Origin of the sequence: Streptomyces sp. NPDC046859 (genome assembly GCF_040645135.1) — a bacterium.
Classification (GTDB): Bacteria; Actinomycetota; Actinomycetes; order Streptomycetales; family Streptomycetaceae; genus Streptomyces.
On the sequence record NZ_JBEYXR010000012.1, the window covers coordinates 52,025 to 68,793 of the forward strand.

Annotated in this window: 16 protein-coding genes; 11 read left to right on the top strand and 5 right to left on the bottom strand. The window is 71.6% G+C overall.

The window, feature by feature from the left end; genetic code table 11:
- Nucleotides 1–190: 190 nt before the first annotated feature.
- Complete coding sequence (locus ABZ899_RS19350; protein WP_361347371.1) at nucleotides 191–2,836, top strand: FG-GAP-like repeat-containing protein; 2,646 nt, start codon at nucleotides 191–193, stop codon at nucleotides 2,834–2,836.
- Nucleotides 2,837–2,884: 48 nt separating this feature from the next.
- On the opposite strand, the gene ABZ899_RS19355 is transcribed toward ABZ899_RS19350, so the two are convergent.
- From ABZ899_RS19355 to ABZ899_RS19370, 4 genes are all read right to left on the bottom strand, one after another.
- Entirely contained in the window at nucleotides 2,885–3,277 is a 393-nt protein-coding gene (locus ABZ899_RS19355) for a hypothetical protein (RefSeq protein ID WP_361347374.1), read from the bottom strand.
- Nucleotides 3,278–3,429: 152 nt separating this feature from the next.
- A complete protein-coding gene (locus tag ABZ899_RS19360; RefSeq protein ID WP_361347377.1) occupies nucleotides 3,430–4,035 on the bottom strand; it encodes a hypothetical protein in 606 nt (201 codons plus the stop codon).
- Between the two features lie 116 nt (nucleotides 4,036–4,151).
- The gene (locus ABZ899_RS19365) at nucleotides 4,152–4,655 is read right to left on the bottom strand and encodes a hypothetical protein (RefSeq protein ID WP_361347380.1); all 504 of its coding nucleotides are present in this window, start codon (nucleotides 4,653–4,655) and stop codon (nucleotides 4,152–4,154) included.
- Between the two features lie 77 nt (nucleotides 4,656–4,732).
- Nucleotides 4,733–6,379 (bottom strand): glycoside hydrolase family 20 protein, encoded by a 1,647-nt coding sequence (locus ABZ899_RS19370; RefSeq protein WP_361347382.1) that lies wholly within the window; start codon nucleotides 6,377–6,379, stop codon nucleotides 4,733–4,735.
- Nucleotides 6,380–6,534: 155 nt separating this feature from the next.
- On the opposite strand from ABZ899_RS19370, the gene ABZ899_RS19375 reads away from it, so the two are divergent.
- The 10 genes from ABZ899_RS19375 to ABZ899_RS19420 all read left to right on the top strand — a co-directional run bounded on the left by ABZ899_RS19375 (nucleotide 6,535) and on the right by ABZ899_RS19420 (nucleotide 14,285).
- Entirely contained in the window at nucleotides 6,535–7,059 is a 525-nt protein-coding gene (locus ABZ899_RS19375) for a 2-oxo-4-hydroxy-4-carboxy-5-ureidoimidazoline decarboxylase (protein WP_361347384.1), read from the top strand.
- A 189-nt stretch (nucleotides 7,060–7,248) separates the two neighbouring features.
- The gene (gene sdhC, locus ABZ899_RS19380) at nucleotides 7,249–7,629 is read left to right on the top strand and encodes a succinate dehydrogenase, cytochrome b556 subunit (protein WP_361347387.1); all 381 of its coding nucleotides are present in this window, start codon (nucleotides 7,249–7,251) and stop codon (nucleotides 7,627–7,629) included.
- A gap of 5 nt (nucleotides 7,630–7,634) precedes the next feature.
- Nucleotides 7,635–8,117, top strand: a complete 483-nt coding sequence (locus ABZ899_RS19385) for a succinate dehydrogenase hydrophobic membrane anchor subunit (RefSeq protein ID WP_361347390.1) — start codon at nucleotides 7,635–7,637, stop codon at nucleotides 8,115–8,117.
- A gap of 23 nt (nucleotides 8,118–8,140) precedes the next feature.
- The gene (gene sdhA / locus ABZ899_RS19390) at nucleotides 8,141–9,895 is read left to right on the top strand and encodes a succinate dehydrogenase flavoprotein subunit (protein ID WP_361347393.1); all 1,755 of its coding nucleotides are present in this window, start codon (nucleotides 8,141–8,143) and stop codon (nucleotides 9,893–9,895) included.
- The gene (locus ABZ899_RS19395) at nucleotides 9,895–10,656 is read left to right on the top strand and encodes a succinate dehydrogenase iron-sulfur subunit (RefSeq protein ID WP_361347396.1); all 762 of its coding nucleotides are present in this window, start codon (nucleotides 9,895–9,897) and stop codon (nucleotides 10,654–10,656) included. Before sdhA ends, ABZ899_RS19395 begins: the two co-directional genes overlap by 1 nt.
- A gap of 183 nt (nucleotides 10,657–10,839) precedes the next feature.
- Nucleotides 10,840–11,250 carry a VOC family protein gene (locus tag ABZ899_RS19400; protein WP_361347399.1) on the top strand — a complete coding sequence of 137 codons (411 nt, stop codon included), beginning with the start codon at nucleotides 10,840–10,842 and terminating at the stop codon, nucleotides 11,248–11,250.
- Nucleotides 11,251–11,369: 119 nt separating this feature from the next.
- A complete protein-coding gene (locus ABZ899_RS19405; RefSeq protein WP_361347402.1) occupies nucleotides 11,370–11,777 on the top strand; it encodes a hypothetical protein in 408 nt (135 codons plus the stop codon).
- A 12-nt stretch (nucleotides 11,778–11,789) separates the two neighbouring features.
- Nucleotides 11,790–12,275 (top strand): DCC1-like thiol-disulfide oxidoreductase family protein, encoded by a 486-nt coding sequence (locus ABZ899_RS19410; protein WP_361347405.1) that lies wholly within the window; start codon nucleotides 11,790–11,792, stop codon nucleotides 12,273–12,275.
- A 196-nt stretch (nucleotides 12,276–12,471) separates the two neighbouring features.
- Nucleotides 12,472–13,464: a peptidase gene (locus ABZ899_RS19415; RefSeq protein ID WP_361347744.1), complete on the top strand. Its 993-nt coding sequence runs from the start codon at nucleotides 12,472–12,474 to the stop codon at nucleotides 13,462–13,464.
- 23 nt (nucleotides 13,465–13,487) lie between these two features.
- The gene (locus ABZ899_RS19420; protein ID WP_361347408.1) at nucleotides 13,488–14,285 is read left to right on the top strand and encodes a TetR family transcriptional regulator; all 798 of its coding nucleotides are present in this window, start codon (nucleotides 13,488–13,490) and stop codon (nucleotides 14,283–14,285) included.
- A 12-nt stretch (nucleotides 14,286–14,297) separates the two neighbouring features.
- Here the strand turns inward: ABZ899_RS19420 and ABZ899_RS19425 are convergent, their stop codons facing one another.
- On the bottom strand, nucleotides 14,298–16,709 hold the full coding sequence (locus ABZ899_RS19425; RefSeq protein ID WP_361347747.1) for an MMPL family transporter: 2,412 nt from the start codon (nucleotides 16,707–16,709) through the stop codon (nucleotides 14,298–14,300).
- Nucleotides 16,710–16,769 lie beyond the last annotated feature (60 nt).

The window sequence follows — 16,769 nt, forward strand, 5'->3', positions numbered from 1 at the left end:
CCGTGCACGACTCCCCCGCTGCGGCGCCGGGTGACGGTATCGGGTGTGGCTGCGCTGTGTGTATTCGCCACCTGTGTGACAGGTGTGACATCCGTGACTGCTCATAGGGGTGGGACAGTTGAGTCCTCGTAAGACTCATGCGTACAAGCCGCTCAGTCTGAAGAGACGTGCGTGGCTGACCGTGGGGGCCGTGGTCCTGAGCGCCGCCGGCGTGGTGACCTACGCCATCGCCGAACCGTCGACGAAGGCCGACGACGCGCGCGAGAGCCGCGGGCCCGCGGTCCACACGCTCAAGCTCGAGGACCGCGGCGCCGGGCGCAGGGGCCTGGAGAGGCGGAGCACCGAGCGCTTCAGCGCGGTCGTGCTGACCTGGAACGACCCCGAGGCGCAGGCCAAGGGCACCCCCGAGGTGCGCACCCGCGACCTGGACACCGGCAAGTGGTCGGCGTGGCGGCGGATCACGCTGGAGCCGAGCCAGGCGGACGGCGCGGAGGGCGAGCGGGCCGCGCTGCGCGGCGGTACGGAGTCGGTGTGGACCGGTGACTCCGACGGCGTCGAACTGCGGGTCGTGAACGCGGACGGCACCGAGGCCAAGGGCCAGCCGGCCGGCATGGACGTCAAGCTGCTCGACCCCGGCACGGACCCGGAGGGATCGCCCCGGCCGGCCGCGTTCTCCGCCGAGGAGACCACGGCCCCGGCGACGGACACCCCGACGGACCCCGCGACGACCGCCGACCCCACCGGGACACCTGCCACGACCGACCCGGCCACGACCGACCCGGCTCCGACCGACCCGGCCACGACCACCGAGGCCCCGGCCCCGACGGACACGCCGACGGACACCGGCACCCCCACCGCGTCCCCGTCCCCGACGCCCACCGTGCCGGCGCCCCGGCCCTCCACGGTCGTGAAGCCGCCGATCGTCACGCAGGCCGAGTGGGGCGCGTCGACGGACTACGACGGCACGCCCACGTACGGCGACACGGTCAAGGCCGCCGTGATCCACCACACCGGCGTCGACACCGACAACACGGTGTCCTGCGCCGACTCCCGGGCCCGGATGCGGACCATCCAGCAGGCCCACTTCAGCCAGGGCTACTTCGACATCGGCTACAACTTCGTCGTCGACCGCTGCGGCCAGATCTTCGAGGGGCGCAGCGGCGGGATGGACCTGCCGGTCATCGGGGCCCACGACGCCGGGTTCAACACCGACACGGTCGGCATCTCGTACATCGGCAACTTCGAGAGCGCCGCGCCGAGCCGGGCCGGCCTGGACGCCATCGCCCGGATCGTGGCCTGGAAGTTCGGGATGTACGGCATCGATCCGACCGGCAAGGTCGGCCTGACGTCCGGCGTCCCGCAGGGCTTCAGCGGCAACAAGATCCCGCAGGGCACCACCGTCACCCTGCCCCGGGTCCTCGGGCACCGGGACACCAACGCCACGGCCTGCCCGGGCGCGAACCTGTACCCGAAGCTCTCCCGGATCGCCCAGCTCGCCGCGACCCCCGGCATCTCGCACGCCCTGCCCACCTCGGACACCGACCGTGACGGACTGGCCGACCTCGTCGCGGGCACGCCCCGCGCGCTGAGCGGCGGCGGCACCGTGACCGTCGTCCCGGGCGGCACCGACGGCCCGGTCACGGCGGCGAAGAGGACGATCAGCCAGAGCAGCACCGGCGTGCCCGGCTCCCACGAGTCCGGCGACGCCTTCGGCACCGCCACCGCGTGGGGCGACGTCAACGGCGACGGTCACGCCGACCTCGCGATCGGCGCGCCCGGCGAGGACGACACCAGCGGCCACGCGGACCGCGGCGCGGTCACCGTGCTGTACGGCCCGGCCCTGGACTCCGGCTTCTCGTACACCACGTCGGGCACGGTGACGGCCACCGGCGCCAAGCTCGGCTCGACGGTCGCGGTCGGCGACTTCGACGGCGACGGCAAGGCCGACGTCTTCGCGGCCGGCACCGGCAAGGGCGGCAACTGGAACGCCCGGCTGACCGGCGGGAGGACCAGCACCGGCACGCTGACCTCGGCCACCGGCGCGATCGCGTACCTGGACGCCGCCACGGGCGACTTCGACCGGGACGGCTACGCCGACGTGGCCCTCAACTACCGCGACGCCGGCGGGATCGGCCGTGTGGTCCGCTTCGCCGGTTCGGCGACGGGCCTGACCAAGGCGGGCGTCCTGTCCGTCAAGGGCGGGCGCGCGGTCGCGGCCGGCGACGTGGACGGCAACGGGTACGACGACATCGTCATCGGCCAGCCGTCCGTCGCCGAGTCCGGGTCCGCCGAGGGCGGCCAGGTGACCATGCTGTTCGGTACCTCCACCGGGTTCACCACCACCGGCATGAAGGTGATCCACCAGAACACGGCGTCCGTGCCCGGCTCCAACGAGGCCGGTGACGCCTTCGGCGGCTCGGTCTCGGTCGCCGACCAGAACGCCGACGGGTACGCGGACGCCCTGGTCGGTCTGCCCGGCGAGGACGTCAGCCGCGACGGCAACCGGTCCAACGCCGGTATGTCGGTGCTGCTCAAGGGCACCGCGTCCGGCCTGACCGGCGCCGGCTCGGTCGCGTTCTCCCAGGACACGTCCGGGGTGCCGGGTGTCTCGGAGTCCGGTGACACGGCCGGCTCCTCCGTGTCGCTCACCGACCTGACCGGGTACGGCCGGGCCGACCTGGTCCTCGGCGTGGAGGGCGAGGACGCCGGCAACGGCATCCTCGTCTACGTCCCGAGCGGCGGCGCGGGACCCGGCTTCAGCGGGACCGTCATCCTCAGCCGGACTCCGCTGGGCACGCCGTCCGGCGCCCACCTGGGGCAGACGCTCACGCCGTGACCCACGGCCGCGGGGCGCCCGGCCGGCCGGGCGCCCCGCACCACCGGGTCAGCGGTGGGTTCCGCCCGTCGCGTCCCGGCACATCAGGCGCAGCGACCCGTCGCCGGTGAAACAGCGGCGGGCCTCGTCGATCGGGTCCCACAGCCGTCCGTCGGGCGTGCGGATCCAGTGGTCGCCGCCGGCCGTCCACCACTCGGCGCCGGTCCGGCGGGCGATCACCTCGCCCGCGTAGGCGCCGAGGCCGCGCAGCACGTGGGCCGCGGCGGCCGACGGCGTCCCCTCGCGGCGCAGGCCCTCGATCATGCGGTCGACCCGCCACAGACTCTGTTCGGAGTAGTCCAGGCGCAGCCGCGCCCCCTCGCGCATCGTCGCCACCGCGTCCGCCGCCCACCGGACCGGCTTGGTCGCCGCCGCGGGCCTGGTCTCCTGCTGAGTCGTCACACCTTGGAGAGCGCGGCCGCCCGGCGATACGTCACGCGATTCCGGCGGCTTTCCCGGACCCGTGCAGGACCGTCGCACGGCACCCTCACGACCGGCACAGGACTCCCTCAGGGAACGGGTTTGGGTCCGCCGAGCCCGGGTCGCCGCGGGGCTCAGCCCCGGCCGCGGGCCCGGCGTGACACCACCGCCCGCAGCACGCGCCGACCCTCGGTCGACACCTCCAGGGCGCGGCGCACACCGCCCGCCCCATGGCTGTCGAGGAGTTCCAGGACGCTGACCTGGCGGCGCAGTTCGGCGGCGACGAGCGGTGACACGCCCTCAGGGCGCGCGTCGTCCGTGGTGTCGGCGGCGCGCACCGACTCCAGTGCCCCGGCCGGCGCGGCGGAGCCGTCGTCCTGCGCGGGGTCGAGGAGCCGGTGGATCTGGAGGGACGCGACCGAGCAGGCGTCGGCCCAGGTACGTGCCTCGGCGGCCGAGCGGACGGCGGGGGCGCCGGCCAGCATCCGGCGGGCCAGCAGGGCGGCCTCGTCCTCGATGTCCTCGTCGTCGACGACATCGGCGACACCCAGCTTGGCGCGGACCTGTTCGAGGAGTGTGCCCCAGGCGGCCGGGTCGCCGTCGGCCGCGAGGTTGGCCCACAGCGGCCGCAGCACCTCGTCGTCACCGCCGAGCAGCGGCACACACCGATCCAAACAAGCCAACCCGCTGGCGGCCAGTCCGCGCTCGTCGGCCTGAGCGATCAGTTCCACCAGGCTCATCCACGCCTCCCTAAGCGGGTCATCTCTGAGGGTCGGGGCCCCCGCACAGGCCCCAGGCAGGCATCTTTCTCACGGAGCCCGCACTTCCCCTTACTGCGTGCGACGGCCCGGGAGTGTCACAGCGGGACGACGCCGAGCCTGTCGAGCAGCCGGAAGAAGAGGTTTTCGGCCAGGGAGTCCGCTTCGGCGGTGAGTACGTCGAGCAGTGCGTCGGCGTTCACCTCGTGCCCGGCCTCGGCGGCCCAGGCGACGGCTCGCTCGGCGGCGTCGGCCGGTTCGAGGAAGTAGTCCTCCAGGGAGAGCCCGTCCTCCCCGGCGCCGAGGTGGCGGGCCGTCGCGGCCCGCGCCAGACAGGTGGTCCAGGCGCCGCTGTGCGGGGCGGCCGCCTCCACGACGACACAGGCGCTGTCCATCACGTAGCCGAACAGCGCGGGCGCCCCGCTCTCCGCGGCCAGGTCGTTCATGCTCGCGATCCCGGCGTCCCCGCTCGGGTACTCCCACACCTGCCAGCCGTCCGGCGCCCGCTCGCGCAGCGTCATCCCCTCGGCGCCGGACAGCGCGTCCAGTTCCGCCAGCGGCCGCTGCTCGCGGCCCACGACGAAGTAACCCCAGTAGCCCATCCGGTGTCCCCCCGGCTGATCGGTGTCGGCTCGGGCCGAATACACCACATTCGTACGGGGGTGCGCAGGCGTTCGGGTCAATCCGCGGGGCGGTCCAGCCGGTCCGCGAGCGCCTTGAACTGCGCCCAGGACAGATCCGGCCCGCCCGGGTCCCACGTCTTCTGCATCATCGCCCGCAGCGGCATCCGGATGCCGTCCGCGACCTGGGCCTGTGTCTGCGCGCTCGCGATGTCGCACCAGACCGCGAAGGAGGCGCCCAGGATCTGGCGGTCGTACCTGGCGGGGACGGCCGTGGTCCCGCGCAGCACGCGCGGCGTCCACTGCTCGTAGATCCGCTCGCCCGTCGGGTAGACGAACGTCTGCGGCTGCCCGAGCACGTAGTAGAGGAACTCGTCGTTGTAGTTGATGACCTTGCGTCCGGCGGCGAGGTACTGCTCCGGGGTGCGGGCCCCGATCTCCTTGCCGGTCCAGTACGCCACCTGGATGTCCTTGTCGGCCTGGACCTTGGTGTCCCGGAAGAGCCCGTCGTTCCAGGCGCGGGGCGTGCGGTCGTGGGCGCGGACGGTGTCGGCGCGGTCGTTGACCCAGGCGGTGGCGAGGTCGGCGACGCCGGCCCCGGCGCCGAAGGCCTGGCGGGCGGCGCGGGCCAGCTGCGGGTAGGACGCCTCGGGGTCGGAGACGACCAGCGCCTGGTACTCGTCGGCGCCGAGGTGCCACTGATCGCCGGGGAAGAGCCCGGCGTACTCGTTGAGCAGGTCGTCGACGATCTCGGCGGCCGCGGGCTTGGAGATGTCCACGGCGCCGCGGGTCGCCACCCCGTTCACGTTGCGCAGCTGAAGGTCGGGGTGGGCGGCGATGACGGCCCCCAGGTGCCCGGGCGAGTCGATCTCCGGGACCACGGTGATGTGGCGGCTCTCGGCCAGTTTCACGATGCCGCGGACCTGCGCCTTGGTGAGGTGCTCCTTCGACACGATCTCCGGGTGCGAGGTGGACTCGATGCGGAACGCCTGGTCGTCGGAGAAGTGCAGGCCGAGCTGGTTGTACTTCAGGTCGCCGAGCTCGCGCACCCGGTCCTCGATCCAGTCCGCGGTGAAGTGCTTGCGGGCGATGTCGAGCATGAACCCGCGCACCGGCTTGGCCGGCTCGTCCCGCACGACGCCCTCGGGCGCGGTGCCGCCGCCGTGCACCTCCTGCTTCAGCGTCCGGGTGCCGTAGAAGACGCCGGTCTCGCCGGGTCCGCTGATGACGACGCGCCCGGCGCGGACGGTCATCGTGTACGACTCCGGGTTCGCACCCTCGTCGTCGTTCAGCGACAGCCGTACGTCGCCGGGGCGGACGTCGTCCTTGCGGCCCGCGTAGGCCATCCCCAGCTCGCCCGCGATCAGCTTCCCCTCGTCGGCGAGCTCGTCGTCGCTGACGACGACGCGGTGGTCGTCGGCGGGACGCCAGCCGGGCCCGCGCGCGGCGGTGTGGGACCGCACGGCGGGGATGGTCGCGGGCGTCTTGGAGAGCGGGTACGTCCGGGTGGGCGAGGGCGTGGCGCCGTCGGATGCGCCCGGGGCCGACCCCTGCTGCGCCGATCCGGCCCGGTCGCCGTCACCGCCGCTCGCCAGGAGGGTGATGCCCACTCCGGCGCCGACCGTCACGAGGACCACCGCGACGATCAGCACCCATATCTGCTTCAGGGGTTTCTTCGCCGGTGCCCGGCGCCTGTGCTGGCTCACGGCGCCAACCTAGGGCCTGCGAGCACTGTCAGCCGTCCAGCACACGTTCTGAAACTCTCCCGTTCGGCTGAAATTCGGGCATCGGTCGGACACCTCACGTCCACAGTCGGTAGCGTGGCGCCACTCCTCTCCCAGAATCCCCTGCCGAAACCCACGTGACGCCCACACACCTTCCCGGCCGAGTCGCCATACCGGCGCTGCCCGAACAGACCCGTACCCCGCCCCCGGGCGGGCTGGAGCCGTTCAACGCCGCTCCCCCGCACGGGGTCCGGGCCACCCTGCTGACCTGCCTGCACAGCACCCGTTGGGCCGAGCGGGTGGCGGACCACCGCCCCTATCCCGACATCGATGCCCTGCTGGCCGCCTGCGACGAGGCCGCGTACGACCTGACGCCGGCGGAACTGTCGCACGCGCTGGCGGCCGAGGCGCTTCCGTTCCTGCCGGAGGACGTCTACTCGGCGGCACACACCGCACTGAGCGCGGCATACGCCGCATACGAGGCCAAATTCGGACATGGGTTCATTATCTGCCTGGACGGCCTGTCGCACACCGAGAGCCTGGACCATGTATTGGCAGGCATCCGGTCACGATTGGCAAACGATCCGGAGGAAGAAAGGGTTGTCGCGGCGGAGGAACTACGGCGGCTCGCGAAGGGGCGGCTGGTCAGCCATCTCGCCTGATCCGGGCATCCCGCCGCACAGGCCGCGAATGGACCATCCGCGTGCCAGTTTGATCACACCGCCAGGCCCGGCGTAAGCGCCGCAGGCAACCGTCGCTACGATGCTGGGGGCCGGTGGACCGTACCCGGCCGGGCCCGACCGACAGCACAAGCCGGCAGGCCCCGATACCCCGCTCCCGGAGGGACTTCCGTGCCGGCTGGAACGCTGTACCGCGGCCGGGAAGGAATGTGGTCCTGGGTGGCTCACCGAGTCACCGGCGTCCTCATCTTCTTCTTCCTGTTCGTTCATGTGCTGGACACTGCTCTCGTCCGTGTCTCCCCCGAGGACTACGACAAGGTCGTAGCCACCTACAAGACGCCGATCGTCGCGCTGCTGGAGTACGGCCTCGTCGCCGCCATCCTGTTCCACGCGCTCAACGGCCTGCGCGTCATCGCCGTCGACTTCTGGTCGAAGGGCCCGCGCTACCAGAAGCAGATGCTCTGGTCCGTCGTCGGTCTGTGGCTCGTGCTCATGATCGGGGCGATCTACCCCGTCCTCGGCCACGCCGCTCGTGAACTGTTCGGGAGCTGACGCACATGTCCACGACTGAAACCACCGCGTCCGGGATCGGCCCGGTCGAGGGCGACTCGCTCTACAACGTCGACAACCCGGCCCCGCTCGTCGAGGCGCCGCGCGCGCGGACCAGGAAGACCCCCCGGTCCACCCGGGGCAACTTCGAGATGGCCGCCTGGCTGTTCATGCGCCTGTCCGGCGTCGTGCTGGTCGTCCTCGTCATCGGCCACCTGCTGATCCAGCTGGTGCTGGACGGCGGCGTCTCGAAGATCGGCTTCGCCTTCGTGGCCGGTCGCTGGGCCTCGCCGTTCTGGCAGGTCTGGGACCTGCTGATGCTCTGGCTCGCGATGCTCCACGGCGCCAACGGTCTGCGCACGGTCATCAACGACTACGCGGAGCGCGCGAACACCCGACTGTGGCTGAAGGGCCTGCTCTACACCGCCACGGTGTTCACCATTCTGCTGGGCACGCTGGTGATCTTCACCTTCGACCCGAACATCCGCTAGGCACGGGGCTGAGGTAACCGACCATGAAGATCCACAAGTACGACACCGTCATCGTCGGCGCCGGTGGCGCGGGCATGCGCGCGGCCATCGAGTCGACGAAGCGCAGCCGCACCGCCGTGCTGACGAAGCTGTACCCCACCCGCTCCCACACGGGCGCCGCGCAGGGCGGCATGGCCGCCGCGCTGGCCAACGTGGAGGAGGACAACTGGGAGTGGCACACCTTCGACACCGTCAAGGGCGGTGACTACCTGGTCGACCAGGACGCCGCCGAGATCCTGGCGAAGGAGGCCATCGACTCCGTCCTCGACCTGGAGAAGATGGGCCTGCCGTTCAACCGCACCCCGGACGGTACGATCGACCAGCGCCGCTTCGGCGGTCACTCCCGCAACCACGGCGAGGCCCCGGTACGCCGGTCCTGCTACGCCGCGGACCGCACCGGCCACATGATCCTCCAGACGCTGTACCAGAACTGCGTCAAGGAGGGCGTGGAGTTCTACAACGAGTTCTACGTCCTGGACCAGCTGATCACCGAGGTCGACGGCGTCAAGAGGTCCGCCGGCGTCGTGGCGTACGAGCTGGCGACCGGCGAGATCCACATCTTCCAGGCGAAGGCCGTGATCTACGCGTCCGGCGGCTGCGGCAAGTTCTTCAAGGTGACGTCCAACGCGCACACCCTGACCGGCGACGGCCAGGCCGCCTGCTACCGGCGCGGGATCCCGCTGGAGGACATGGAGTTCTTCCAGTTCCACCCGACCGGCATCTGGCGCATGGGCATCCTGCTGACGGAGGGCGCCCGCGGTGAGGGCGGCATCCTGCGCAACAAGGACGGCGAGCGCTTCATGGAGAAGTACGCGCCGGTCATGAAGGACCTCGCCTCCCGCGACGTCGTCTCGCGCTCCATCTACACGGAGATCCGCGAGGGCCGCGGCTGCGGTCCCGAGGGCGACCACGTCTACCTGGACCTCACCCACCTCCCGCCGGAGCAGCTGGACGCCAAGCTCCCGGACATCACGGAGTTCGCGCGCACCTACCTCGGCATCGAGCCCTACACGGACCCGATCCCGATCCAGCCGACCGCGCACTACGCCATGGGCGGCATCCCGACCAACGTCGAGGGTGAGGTCCTGGCGGACAACACCACCGTCGTCCCCGGTCTGTACGCGGCCGGCGAGGTGGCCTGCGTGTCCGTGCACGGCGCGAACCGCCTCGGCACCAACTCGCTGCTGGACATCAACGTGTTCGGCAAGCGCGCGGGCATCGCCGCCGCCGAGTACTCCCAGAAGGCCGACTTCGTCGAGCTGCCGGAGAACCCCGCCGAGCTGGTCATCGAGCAGGTCGAGCGGCTGCGCACCTCCACCGGCACCGAGCGCGTGGCGGTCCTGCGCAAGGAGCTCCAGGAGACCATGGACGCCAACGTCATGGTGTTCCGCACGGAGCAGACCATCAAGACGGCGGTCGAGAAGATCGCGGAGCTGCGCGAGCGCTACAAGAACGTCTCGATCCAGGACAAGGGCAAGCGGTTCAACACGGACCTGCTGGAGGCCGTCGAGCTGGGCAACCTGCTCGACCTGGCCGAGGTCATGGCGGTCTCCGCGCTGGCCCGCAAGGAGTCCCGCGGCGGTCACTACCGCGAGGACTACCCGAACCGCGACGACGTCAACTTCATGCGCCACACCATGGCGTACCGCGTGGTGGGCGACGACGGCACGGAGTCCATTCGTCTCGACTACAAGCCGGTCGTCCAGACCCGCTACCAGCCGATGGAGCGTAAGTACTGATGGCAACCCCCGTTCTGGACAAGGCCGAGGCGCAGTCCGACGCCTCCCCCTACATCACGGTCACGTTCCGGGTCCGCCGTTTCAACCCGGAGGTCGCCGCCGAGGCGATGTGGGACGACTTCCAGCTGGAGATCGACCCCAAGGAGCGCGTCCTCGACGGCCTCCACAAGATCAAGTGGGAGCTGGACGGCACGCTGACGTTCCGCCGCTCGTGCGCCCACGGCATCTGCGGCTCGGACGCGATGCGGATCAACGGCAAGAACCGCCTCGCCTGCAAGACGCTGATCAAGGACATCAACCCCGAGAAGCCGATCACGGTCGAGCCCATAAAGGGCCTCACGGTACTGAAGGACCTCGTGGTCGACATGGAGCCGTTCTTCCAGGCGTACCGGGACGTCATGCCCTTCCTCATCACGAAGGACACGAACGAGCCCACGCGCGAGCGTCTGCAGTCGGCGGAGGACCGCGAGCGCTTCGACGACACGACGAAGTGCATCCTCTGCGCCGCCTGCACGTCGTCGTGCCCCGTCTTCTGGAACGACGGCCAGTACTTCGGCCCGGCGGCCATCGTCAACGCGCACCGTTTCATCTTCGACTCGCGTGACGAGGCCGGCGAGCAGCGCCTGGAGATCCTGAACGACAAGGACGGCGTCTGGCGCTGCCGCACGACCTTCAACTGCACGGACGCCTGCCCGCGCGGCATCGAGGTCACGAAGGCGATCGCGGAAGTGAAGCGAGCACTGATCACGCGCCGCTACTGACGCGCCTTCGGTACGTCCGCGAAGGGCCCGCTCCCCTGGGAGCGGGCCCTTCGTCGTCGCCGCGCCAGCCCCGCACCGGCGGCTCCTGGCCCGAACCGGGCTGGGTGGCCGACCGCATCTCAACGGGTGACCCGGCGGTCGGGCCCTCCGCTCTCCCCGGCGGCGACCACTTAATCTGATGCCATGTCAGATGACGAGTCCTACGAGCTGCTCGGGTTCGACAACGTGCTGCTGCCGGTCGGCGATCTCGCCGAGGCCGTCGGGTTCTACGAACGGGCCGGGTTCACCGTCGGGTTCCGGCTCGACGAGGCCGGGATCGCGCTGCTGAAGGTGGGGGGCGAGACGCCCGGCATCCTGCTGCGGCACGAGGACGCCTTCAGGCACCGCACACCGCCGTGGCCCTCGGCGCGCGTATGGCTTGAGGTGCCGGACGCGCGGGCGGCGGCACGGATGCTGCGGGACGCGGGGACGGCACCGCTGGACGAACCCTTCTCGACGGCCACCGGCTGGACCGTGGAGATCGCCGACCCCTGGGGGAACGTCCTCGGCTTCACGGACTACACCAAGCGTCCGGAGCTGAGCCGAAGGCCCTGACCCACACGGCCCCCTGACGGCGTGACGCACGCCTCACGCCAGCGAGTTGAACGTGTTCAAACACAGGTCTACTGTCATCCACGTCAGAGATTTGAACACGTTCAAGAAGGGGGAGGGCCATGGACCGCACGGTCATCGCCTATGTCATCTACCTGGCCGTCAGCATCGGGCTCACCATCTGGGTGGCCCGTACGCTCAGCCACAACGGACGGATCTTCCTCGCCGACGTCCTGCACGGCAACGAGAAGCTCGCGGACGCCGTGAACCACCTCCTGGTGGTCGGCTTCTACCTCGTCAACCTCGGCTTCGTCGCGCTCTATCTGAGCGACGACGACACCGTCGTGGACACCCGCGGCATCTTCGAGGCGCTGTCGGCCAAGCTCGGCGTGGTCCTGCTCGTGCTCGGCGTCATGCACCTCGCCAACGTCTACGTCCTCAACAGGATCCGGCGGCGGGGCGTGATGGAGCGCGAGCAGGTGCCGCCGGTCGCGCCGCAGGGCTGGGCCGCCCCCTCGGCCGAGGCCTGAGCGGGGCCCGCCATGACAGCCGAGACGCCCGCCCGGGCCGCCGGGATCCCGGTCCGCGCGCTCACCGTCCTCTACGACGCCGAGTGCTCCCTGTGCGCCTTCGTCCGCGACTGGCTCGTGAAGCAGCCGACGTGGGTGCCGCTGGAGACGGTGCCGGCCGGGTCCGCCGAGGCCCGCCGGCGCTTCCCCGGCCTCGATCACCGGGCCACGCTCGACGAGATCACCGTCGTCGGCGACGCCGGGCAGGTCTACCGGGGCGCCGCAGCCTGGATCGTCACCCTGTGGGCGCTGCGCAGGCATCGGCCGCTCGCCCACCGCTTGAGCACCCCGAACGGGGCGCGGCTCGCCCGAGGGGCCGTGCTCGCGGCCGCCGCGTGGCGCGGGGCGCAGGGCCGGGGGCGGACGCCGCAGGGCAGCGGGTGGGTGTACGACCGGCGGGCGGGCTGGACGTACCACCCGCCAGGGTGTGCCGACGGGGGGTGCGCGACCCCCTCGTGAACCGGGGACACGAGGGGGCGCGTACGGCCAGGAACCGGAACCGGTTTGGCATGCACCCTTCCAAAACGGCGCGCGGGTTGGCACGCTGCCACCGGTTCCGCACTCCGCACCCGCACCGACTGTCGCAGCCGGGCGGCCCGACGGGCCGCCCGGACCCCCCATCGCAGAAGGAGTACGCGTGAGAGGCACACACTGCATGGTCCGCATACCCCGGCCCGCCCTCGGCGTCCTCGTCGGCGTCACCGCGCTGGTCACCGCCGGCACCCTCGCCACCCCCGCGGGCGCGGCCCCGGGGCCCGGCTCGCCCGCCCGCGTGCACTCCGTCCCGGCCTCGGCACAGCAGCAGGCCCGCGCCTTCTGGACCCCGGAGCGGATGCGTTCGGCGGTCCCGCTCGACCTCCTCGACGCGGGTGCGCGGACCGTCGGCACCGCACCGCGCGCGGGCCGCCCGGTCACCGTCGCGCCCACCGCCCCCGCCGCCGGAACGGCGGACGCCGGACCGGCCGCCTTTCCCAACGGCGGCGGCGCGTGGACCGGCGGCGGCGCCGTCGTCTCCACGGCGGGCCGCGTCTTCTTCAGCTACCAGGGCCGTACCGCGTCCTGCTCCGGCAACGCCGTCACCAGCGCCAACAAGAGCACCGTCATCACGGCCGGCCACTGCGTGAAGCTGGAGGGCGCGTGGCACACCGACTGGGTCTTCGTGCCCGGCTACCACGACGGGCAGGCCCCCCACGGCCGCTGGACGGCGGCGAGGACACTGTCCACCCCGCAGTGGACGGCGAGCGAGGACATCAACTACGACGTCGGCGCGGCGGTGGTGGCACCGCTGGACGGACAGCGCCTCACGGACGTCGTCGGCGGGCAGGGCCTCGCCTTCAACACCGGCTACAACCAGCGCATGTACTCCTTCGGCTTCCCGGCCGCCGCCCCCTACGACGGCGAGAGGTTCATCTACTGCTCCGGGACCACCAGCCGGGACTTCCTGCTCTCGAACGACCACGGCATGGGCTGCGACATGACCGGGGGCGCGAGCGGCGGACCCTGGTTCACCCGGTTCGACGAGGCCACCGGCACCGGACTGCAGTCCTCGGTGAACAGCTTCAAGTACAACTTCCTGCCCAACCGCATGTACGGCCCGTACTTCGGCGCCGACGCGCAGAACCTCTACCAGGCGGCGCAGTCCTCCTGATCCGCACTGGTTAGGCTCGTTCCGTGCCCTCGAAGAACGACAGCCCCGAGCAGGGCGACACGCCCAGCAAGTCCGAGCAGACCCGCGCCCTGATCCTGGAGACCGCCATGCGGCTGTTCCAGGAGCGCGGCTACGACAAGACGACGATGCGGGCGATCGCCCAGGAGGCCGGGGTCTCCGTCGGCAACGCGTACTACTACTTCGAGGGCAAGGAGCACCTGATCCAGGGCTTCTACGACCGGATCGCCGCCGAGCACCGGGCGGCGGTCCGGGGCATCCTGGCCCGGGAGACGGACCTGGAGGCGCGGCTCGCGGGTGTGCTGCGGGCCTGGCTGGACATCGCCACGCCGTACCACGAGTTCGCGGTGCAGTTCTTCAAGAACGCCGCCGACCCCGACAGCCCGCTCAGCCCCTTCTCGCAGGAGTCGGAGCACGCCCGCCAGGAGGCCATCGGCATCCACCGGCAGGTGCTGTCGGGCGCGACCCGGACGAAGGTGCCCGAGGAGCTGCGGGACATCCTGCCCGAGCTGATGTGGCTGTCCCAGATGGGGCTCGTCCTGTACTGGATCTTCGACCGGACCGAGGGCCGCGAGCGCAGCTACCGGCTCGCCGAGCGGGGGGCCCGGCTCACCGCGCGCGGGGTCGCGCTGGCCCGCTTCCGCGTGCTGCGCCCGCTGGTGCGCGAGGTGCACGACCTGTTCACGGACTTCCTGCCGGGGATGACCCGGATGATCGCGGACCCGGCGAAGGAGCGCACGCGCGGGCCGGCGGACGGGGAGTCCGCCGGCCCGGGGGCGCCCGCCCGGGACGAGCGCCCCTGAGAGGTCACCGCGTCAGTTGACGGCGTCGACCTCGCCCCCGGTCAGTTCGACGTCGTGCACCAGGGGGCCGTCCGCCACGACCACGTGCGCGGCGCGTGACCCGTACGCCGGTGCGCTCGCCGCCAGCAGATACGTGCCCGGCGCGGGCACCGAGACGATGTACGACCCGTCGGCCAGGGACGTCACGCGGTCCAGCTGCCGTCCGCCCTTGCTGAGCAGCGTCACCGCCGCGCCGTCGACGGGCTCGCCGTCGGCGGTGAGGACGAAGCCGTGCACGACCGAGGTGGCGGCCGTGCCGTCCGGCGCCGATGCGGCCGGCGCGGGCTCCTCCGCCGGTTCGACGGCCAGATGCGGGAGGCGCTTGTCCAGCCAGCCGGGCAGCCACCAGTTGGCCTTGCCGAGCAGGTGCATCGCGGCCGGCACCAGCGCGGTCCGCAGGATGAAGGCGTCCAGCGCGACGGCCGCCGCGAGGCCGATGCCGGCCATCGCGCCCTCCATGTCGCCGCTCAGCACGAACGCGCTGAACACGCAGATCATGATGAGCGCCGCCGAGTTGATGACGCGGCTGGTCTCCGCGAGGCCGACGCGCACCGCGCGCGCGTTGTCCTTGGTGTGCACCCACTCCTCGTGCATCCGGCTCACCAGGAACACCTGGTAGTCCATGGACAGGCCGAACAGCAGGGACAGCATGATGACCGGCAGGAACGAGGTGATCGGGCCCTCCTTGCCGACGCCGATCAGCTCGGTGCCCCAGCCCCACTGGAAGATCGCCACCAGGACGCCGAAGGAGGCGGCGGCCGCGATGAGGTTCATCAGGGCGGCCGTCAGCGGCACCACCAGCGAGCGGAACGCGATCAGCAGGAGCAGGAAGCCGAGCGCGATGATCGTCGCCACGAAGTACGGCAGGCGCTCGCCGGTCACCGACGCGAAGTCCTTGAAGACGGCTGTCACCCCGCCCACATGGGCGTCGGCCCCCGCCTGCGGGATCACGTCGTCCCGCAGCCGGTCGATCAGGGCGTCGGTCTCCTCGGACTGGGGCGAGGTGTCCGGCACGACCTGGATCACGGTGACCCCGTTGGCGGGCGGGACGGGCGCGACCTGCGCGACGCCCTCGGTGCCGCGGATGCCGTCGACCAGGCCCGCGGGCGCCTCGCCCTCGACGACGACCTGGAGCGGGCCGTTGAAGCCGGGGCCGAAGCCCTCGGCGAGCAGGTCGTACGCCTGCCGGGTGGTCGTGGACTCCTGGTGGTTGCCCTGGTCCGTGGCGCCCAGCCGCAGCGACAGCACGGGGATAGCGAGGACCGCCATGACCACGACGGCCATCGCGACGACCGGACGCGGACGCCGCTGGACGTACACCGACCAGCGCGCCGCGAGCCCGCCGGCCTCCGCGGGCTCCGGACCGGCCGCGGCGAGCCGGGCCCGCTGCCGCCGGCTGAGCACCCGCGTGCCGAGCACGCCCAGCAGGGCCGGCAGCAGCGTGACGGCGGCCAGCACGCTCAGGACGACGGTGAGCGAGGTCGCGATGACCACGCCGTCCAGGAACCGCATGTTCATCACCAGCATCCCGGCGAGGGCGATGCACACCGTGCCGCCCGCGAACAGCACCGCCCGCCCGGAGGTGTTGAGGGCGGTCACGGCCGCCTCCTCCGGCTTCATCCCGCGCAGGATGCCGCGCCGGTGCCGGGTGACGATGAACAGGGCGTAGTCGATGCCGACGCCGAGGCCGATCAGCGAGCCGAGCAGCGGGGCGACCTCGGGCACGTCGGTGACGTGGCTCATCAGCATCGTGGCGATCATGCCGGTGCCGACGCCCGCGACGGCCACCACGATCGGCAGCAGCATCGCGAACAGCGAGCCGAACGCGAGGAACAGCACCACGGCGGCCGCGAGGATGCCGACTGCCTCGGCCGTGCCCTGCGGCGGCTCCTGGGTGCGGGCGATGGCCTGTCCGCCCAGTTCGACCCGGAGGCCGTCCCGCTCGGCGGCCTGAGCCGTGTCCACGACGTCCTCGATCAGTTCCTTGGGGACGGCGTTGGCCTGCTCGGTGAAGGTGACCTGCGCGTACGCGATCCGCCCGTCCCGGCTGATCTGCGCGGCCCCTCGCTCCGCGTACGGGTCGGTGACCTCACCGACGCCCTTCATCCGCCCGATCTCCTCCAGGGCGGGTTCGACGCGGGAGCGTACGGACGCGTCCCGTACGGATCCCTCGTCCACCTTCCACACCACCGTGTCGGTGTCGCCCGCACGCTCCGGGAAGGCCTTCTCCATCAGGTCGTACGCGGTCGCCGAGTCGGTGTCCGGGAGGGAGAAGACGTTCGCGTAGTTCGTGCCCGCCCCCGAACTCGCCGCGCCCAGGCCGAACAAGGTCCCCAGCCAGAGCAACAGGACCACCAGCCGGTGCCGATAGCACCACCGTGCCAATGCCGCCACGCTCAACGCTCCTTAGTCGGTCGGATGGTCCCCCAGGTCCTGCGCAACAGC